This window comes from Microbacterium sp. NPDC055910 (assembly GCF_042271185.1).
GTDB lineage: Bacteria > Actinomycetota > Actinomycetes > Actinomycetales > Microbacteriaceae > Microbacterium.
Genome location: NZ_JBHJZS010000022.1, coordinates 46,287 through 52,505, shown reverse-complemented (window position 1 = coordinate 52,505; position 6,219 = coordinate 46,287). Strand labels below are relative to the sequence as shown.

General features: G+C 71.2%; 7 protein-coding genes. 6 read left to right on the top strand and 1 reads right to left on the bottom strand.

The window, feature by feature from the left end; translation table 11 throughout:
- Positions 1-197 precede the first annotated feature (197 nt).
- The 3 genes from ACFC3F_RS10445 (at position 198) to ACFC3F_RS10435 (ending at position 1,895) form a co-directional block, all read left to right on the top strand.
- Entirely contained in the window at positions 198-800 is a 603-nt protein-coding gene (locus ACFC3F_RS10445; RefSeq protein ID WP_376129148.1) for a hypothetical protein, read from the top strand.
- A gap of 94 nt (positions 801-894) precedes the next feature.
- Positions 895-1,350: a hypothetical protein gene (locus ACFC3F_RS10440; RefSeq protein ID WP_376129146.1), complete on the top strand. Its 456-nt coding sequence runs from the start codon at positions 895-897 to the stop codon at positions 1,348-1,350.
- On the top strand, positions 1,347-1,895 hold the full coding sequence (locus tag ACFC3F_RS10435; protein ID WP_376129144.1) for a TlpA family protein disulfide reductase: 549 nt from the start codon (positions 1,347-1,349) through the stop codon (positions 1,893-1,895). Before ACFC3F_RS10440 ends, ACFC3F_RS10435 begins: the two co-directional genes overlap by 4 nt.
- Before the next feature lie 4 nt (positions 1,896-1,899).
- Here ACFC3F_RS10435 and ACFC3F_RS10430 read toward each other — a convergent pair whose 3' ends face one another.
- The gene (locus tag ACFC3F_RS10430) at positions 1,900-2,430 is read right to left on the bottom strand and encodes a ribonuclease H (RefSeq protein ID WP_376129143.1); all 531 of its coding nucleotides are present in this window, start codon (positions 2,428-2,430) and stop codon (positions 1,900-1,902) included.
- An 83-nt stretch (positions 2,431-2,513) separates the two neighbouring features.
- Here ACFC3F_RS10430 and ACFC3F_RS10425 point away from each other — a divergent pair, with 83 nt between their 5' ends.
- From ACFC3F_RS10425 to ACFC3F_RS10415, 3 genes are all read left to right on the top strand, one after another.
- Entirely contained in the window at positions 2,514-3,899 is a 1,386-nt protein-coding gene (locus ACFC3F_RS10425) for an MFS transporter (RefSeq protein ID WP_376129141.1), read from the top strand.
- 89 nt (positions 3,900-3,988) lie between these two features.
- On the top strand, positions 3,989-4,663 hold the full coding sequence (locus ACFC3F_RS10420) for a GntR family transcriptional regulator (protein WP_376129139.1): 675 nt from the start codon (positions 3,989-3,991) through the stop codon (positions 4,661-4,663).
- 25 nt (positions 4,664-4,688) lie between these two features.
- Complete coding sequence (locus ACFC3F_RS10415; RefSeq protein WP_376129138.1) at positions 4,689-6,215, top strand: MmgE/PrpD family protein; 1,527 nt, start codon at positions 4,689-4,691, stop codon at positions 6,213-6,215.
- The last annotated feature ends 4 nt before the right edge of the window (positions 6,216-6,219 follow it).

Here is a 6,219-nt window from a genome sequence, read left to right as displayed (position 1 = left end):
GGCGCGGGCTGCTTACGCGGGGTACCCGGGGGGTTGATAACCGGGTCGCGGTGTTGGGGGGGGGGTGCGATCGCACCCCACCCCGGAGCGGTACCCGCTCGGCGCGATAGCCGAACGCGGGAACAGATCTCTATCCGAAGAAGCCGGCCCTCACCCGAGGGTCGGAATTCCGCTCAAAGAAGAGGAAACAATCCGCAATGAAGAAGATGACTGCCACCCGTGTGGGCGCGATGGCTTTCGGCACGCTGCTGCTGGCTTCGGCCGGTGCTGCTGTGGCCACCGCTGACGAGGTCGTCGATGACGGCTCGGTGAACATCAACGTCGAGGTCACCGACCGCTACCCCTCGGGCGTGCTCGCCATGAGCGTCGCCGCGAACGAGACCTCGCTCACCGAGCAGGACTCCGGCGACCCGCTGGTCCGCTCGTTCACCGGCACCCTGCCCACCGTGACCGTCACCGACACCCGCGCCGTCGTGCCCGACGCCGAGTGGTTCGTGCTCGGCACCGCCAGCGCGTTCACCTCCGGCACGAACACGATCGGCTCGGAGCACCTCGGCTGGTCGCCTCAGGTCACCGGTGACACCGATGGTGTCGTCCAGCCCGGTGGGGACGTCGATGGCGTGCTCGACGGTGACGTGGGACTCGTCGACGCCGAACTGCTCTACGTCAACACCGACCAGGGCGAGACCTACGACCAGGGCGCATGGTCGGCCACCGCCGACCTGACCCTCAAGGTCGCCGCGTCTGCTGCCGCCACCGGCAGCTACACCTCGGTGATGACGCTGTCGCTCTTCGAGTAAACCGTTTCACGCGAGAGGCCGTGCCCGCGGGTGCGGCCTCTCCGCGTGGATCCGATGACATCCTGAAGGACCGAGGCACGAAGGAACGATGGTGATGAGGCGAACGACGGCCGCGATCGTGGGGGCGCTCATGGTGCTCCCGCTGCTGGCAGCATGCTCCGGCGGCTCCGGCGACCCTGACCGGCCGCTGCAGGTCGCCGTCGGCGACGGCTCGCTGCGGGCCGTCGGCGACGATTGCGCCGGAACGGCCCCCTACCGGCACATCCACGCGGGTGCAGAGGTCGTGCTGACGGATGCCGCGGGCAACGAGGCGTTCCGAGCCACGCTCGCGCCCGGCACTGCGAGCGAGGCGAGCGACATCGACTTCGAGCAGACTCCCCGCATCCCCACGATCTGCGTCTTCACGCTCGATGCGGGCGATCTGGCCGGCGATGAGACCTACGATGTCGTGATCGGCGACAAGGCACACGGCTCGTTCACCTACCGCCCCGAGGCCGAGGGCATCCCCACGATCCTCATTCCCGAACCCGCCACGAAGGGCACGCCATGAAGCGGCGACTGACATTCCTCGCCGCCGGGGCGGCGCTCGCGCTCGCCCTGACGGGCTGCACCTCGACCTCGACGCTCGGCGGCGCCGACGCGCTCCCGGCGGGCACCGGCTCGTCGCAGGCGACGGCCCCCGAGGCGGTTCCCGCACCGTCGTTCACGGCCGCCCTCGCCGACGGCACCGAAATCGACTCCGCCGACCTGTTCACGGGCCGAGTCACCCTCGTGCAGTTCATGGCGAGCTGGTGCACGCAGTGCGTCGGCCAGGCGGAGCTGCTCACCGAGACGGCCGCGGATCTCGGCGATGACGTGCACGTCGTCTTCGTGTCGTCCGACAAGGACGACGAGGCGCTGCAGCAGTTCCTGCGCGACAATGCCGACGACGTCCCCGTCGTCATGGACGCGGACGGTCAGCTCTTCCACCGCTACGCCGTCGTCGAGCCGCCCGTGACGGCCGTGCTCGACTCGACGGGCGGCATCGTGCGCATGTGGCCCGGCGGCGCGACCGCCGAGCAGCTCGACGACGAGCTCGACGCCCTCCTGAAGTAGCGGCTCAGCGGCCGTTCTTCGGCGCCGCCGAGACGTCGATGCGCTCCTGCGCGCCGAGCGAGGACCACTCGCTCGTGACGCCCTTCGCCGCGTGCTCCGACGCGCGCACGGCGCGCTCGTCGGCCCACGCGTTGAGCACGTGACCGGAGTGGCCGCGCACGTGCTCGAGGACGACGTCGGGCAGGCCCGCCGTGCGGCGCGCATCACGCGCCACGATGAGCCGCTCGAGCAGGTCGACGTTCTTCGTCGGAGCCCCGCTAGACGTCTTCCAGCCGCGGCGACGGTGCCCGTCCATCCAGGTCGAGTAGGTGTCGATCGCGTAGCGGGAGTCGGCTTGCACGACGAGGTTCGCGACGTCGCGATGATCCTCGATGGCCTTGAGCAGGCCCAAGAGCTCGCCGATGTTGTTCGTGCCGACCGGCAACGAGCCGGCGGCCCAGTGGCCGTCCTCGCCGACCCACGCCCAGCCGGCGGGGCCGGGGTTGCCCTTGCAGGCGCCGTCGGTGGCCACGATGTAGCGGGATGCGTCGGTCACTCGGGCAAGGCTACCCGGCCCTCGCGGCGCCTCCGGCACGCGGGCTCTAGGCTGAACGCCGACGAGACAGAGAGGCGGCCGACATGCCGGCATCCGCGACGCGTTCCCGAATCGCGCTGATCGGATGCTGCCTCGTGCAGTTCGTCCTGAACCTCAACGGCTCCATCGTCAACAGTGCACTGCCGGCCATCCAGCACGACTTCTCGGTCGGACTCACGACGCTGCAGTGGGTTGTGAGCGCCTACATCGTGACGCTCGCCGGGCTGCTCACGGCACTCGGATCGCTGTCGGATCGGGTGGGCCGCCGGCGGACGCTGCTCGCGGGAGCCGCCGTTCTCGCGGCGGGGTCGATCCTGTGCGCACTGAGCGGCGACGCCCTGATGCTCATCGCGGGGCGCGTCGTGCAGGCGGTCGGAGCGGCGGCGCTGTCGGCGGCGGGACTGGCCGCGGCGTCGGGGATCTACACCGACCGCAAGGCGCGGGGCGCCGCCGTCGCGTGGTGGGCCGGCGTCGGCACGGTCGCCCTCGTCGCCGGTCCCGCGCTCGGCGGCGTCATCGTCGGCGCGGCGGGCTGGCGTGCCGTCTTCTGGCTGTCGGTCGGACTGTGCGCCGTCGCGGCCGTGCTCATCGTCACGACGCTCGCCGAGTCGCGCGCGACCGCCCCGGGTCGCTTCGACGTCGTCGGACAGGTGCTCGTCTCGACGCTCCTCGTCGCCGTGTCGGTCGCGCTCATCGAGGGTCCGCGGCAGGGGTGGGGGAGCGCGATCGTCGTCGGCGCGGGCGCTGTCGCGATGATCGCCCTCGTGGCGCTCGTGCTGCACGTGCGACGTGCCGCGAACCCGATCATCCCGCCCGCCCTCTTCGCCAACGTGCCCTTCGTGGCGGCATCGGCCAGCGCGCTCCTCGGCTTCGCCACGGCGGGGGCGATGTTCTTCGCGCTGCCGCTGTACCTGCAGTCCGTGCGCGGGCTGTCGCCGGTCGACGCGGCGTTCACGATGCTGCCGCTGGCCGGCGCCGCGCTCATCGCCGCGATCGTGTCGGGGTGGATCGTCGATCGAGGGCGCAGCCGCTTCGACCTCGTGCTGGCCGGGTGCCTGCTCGCGCTCGGCGCGCTCGGCATCGCCCTGGGCTCGGGGTCGCTTCCGACGCTCATCGCGGCGTCGGTCGCGTTCGGCGCGGGCTACGGCCTGCTGGGCGATCCGTTGAGCGTCTCGGCGCTGTCGGCCCTCCCCGAGGCCGAGGCGGGGCTCGCGTCGGCCCTCTTCTCGACGGGAAAGCAGTTCGGACAGTTGCTGGGCATCGCCCTCGTGGGCATCGTGCTGGGCTCGGCCGCGGGAGACCTCGCACCGCACTTCGAGCGCAGCGGCTCGGAACTGTGGATCCTCCTCGCGGTGTGCGGAGTGGGTGTCGCGGCGGTGAACCTCTTCGTGCGCCCCCGCCACGCGGCCGCCGGCGCCGCGGCATCCTGAGCTTTTGTATACGCTCTGCGCGGCGCGAGGGGCTCAACTGGTCTTCCGGGTGCCGTTTGTATACACTGGCGGAAGGAAAGGGGGCGACGATGCGAGCCAGTGACCGCGCGTACGCAACCCTTCTCGACGAGATCCAGTCGGGCGTGCTCGCCCCCGGCACCGTGCTCGGCGAGGTCGATCAGGCTGCACGTCTCGGTGTCAGCCGCACGCCGCTGCGCGAAGCGCTGGGGCGCCTCGCCGCCGACGGGCTCGTCGCGCAGCAGTCGCCCCGCGTCACGGTCGTGACCGACATCGACGCCGACGACATCCTCGAACTCTTCGAGGTCCGCCGCGCGCTGGAAGAGACCGCCGCCCGTCTCGCCGCGAGACGGGGGGATGCCGCCGCCTTCGCCGCCCTCGCCGATGAGTTCTCGCACGCGAGCCTGCGCGCAGAGGACGGCCGCGACGCGTATTACGCGCTCATCCGCCGTTTCGACGAGACGCTGGACGCCTCGGTCGCCAACGACTATCTGACCTCCGCGCTCCGGACGATCCGCACCCACCTCGTGCGCGTCCGACGGCTTGCGCGGGACAACCCGGCGAGGCTCGCGGCATCCGTCGAAGAGCACCGCCTGATCGCCTCGGCCATCGCGTCGGGCGACGCCGAACTCGCTGCGCATGCGACGCACGTGCACCTGCACAATGCGCTCGCGACCATCCTCGATGCCTCGATCGGCACGACGACCGCGGGGATACCCGTCATCGCGGTCGCCGAATCGGCCTGAGCATCGCGTTCCCGAAAGGCACATCATGACCGTCACCCACCACCTCCGCGTCCACCGCAGCGAAGAGAACCTCGCGCGCGAAGACCAGCTGGCCTGGCACATCGCCGAGGTCGCCACCGACCCCGTCGAGGTCGACGCCGACGTCGTCGACATGATCATCAACCGCGTCATCGACAACGCCGCGGTCGCCGCCGCGTCGCTCACGCGCCGCCCCGTGAGCGCGGCCCGCCAGCAGGCGCTCGACCACGCCGTGTCGGTCTCGGGCGACGGGGCGACCATCTTCGGCTGCTCGCTCGAGCGTCGCACGTCGCCCGAGTGGGCGGCGTGGGCCAACGGCGTGGCCGTGCGCGAACTCGACTACCACGACACCTTCCTCGCGGCCGACTACTCGCACCCCGGCGACAACATCCCGCCGATCGTCGCCGTCGCCCAGCACGTCGGCTCCGACGGCGCCGCGCTCGTGCGCGGCCTCGCGACCGGCTACGAGATCCAGATCGACCTCGTGCGCGCCATCTGCCTGCACAAGCACAAGATCGACCATGTCGCCCACCTCGGCCCGTCGGCCGCCGCCGGCATCGGCACGCTCCTCGGCCTCGACGTCGAGACGATCTACCAGGCCGTCGGCCAGGCGCTCCACACGACGACGGCGACCCGCCAGTCGCGCAAGGGCGAGATCTCGACGTGGAAGGCCCACGCCCCCGCGTTCGCCGGCAAGCTCGCCGTCGAGGCGGTCGACCGCGCGATGCGCGGCGAGACCTCGCCGTCGCCCATCTACGAAGGCGAAGACGGTGTCGTCGCGTGGATGCTCGACGGACCCGACGCGTCATACGACGTGCCGCTGCCCGCTGCGGGCGAGGCCAAGCGCGGCATCCTCGATTCGTACACGAAGGAGCACTCGGCCGAATACCAGGCGCAGGCGTGGATCGACCTCGCGCGCAAGCTGAACGGCGAGCACCCCGAGGCGACCGACCCGGCGAACGTCGAGTCGATCGTGCTGCACACGTCGCACCACACGCACTACGTCATCGGCTCGGGCGCGAACGACCCGCAGAAGTACGACCCGACGGCGTCGCGCGAGACGCTCGACCACTCGATCCCGTACATCTTCGCCGTCGCACTGCAGGACGGCGGCTGGCACCACGTCGACTCGTACGCTCCCGAGCGCGCGGGCCGCGAGGACACCGTGGCGCTGTGGCACAAGGTCACGACGGCCGAGGACGCCGAGTGGACGCGCCGCTACCACTCGGACGACCCGAACGAGAAGGCCTTCGGCGGCCGCGTCGTCATCACCCTGACCGACGGCACCGTGATCGAGGACGAGATCGCCGTCGCCGACGCGCACCCGCTCGGCGCCCGGCCGTTCGCCCGTGCCGACTACGTGCGCAAGTTCCGGATCCTCGCCGAGCCCGTGCTCGACGCGGCCGAGATCGAGCGCTTCCTCGACCTCGCCGAGCGCCTGCCCGAGCTGACGCCGGCCGAGGTGCAGCAGCTCACGATCGTCGCGAAGCCCGGCATCCTGGCTTCGGCGCCCGCTCCCAAGGGCCTCTTCTGATGCG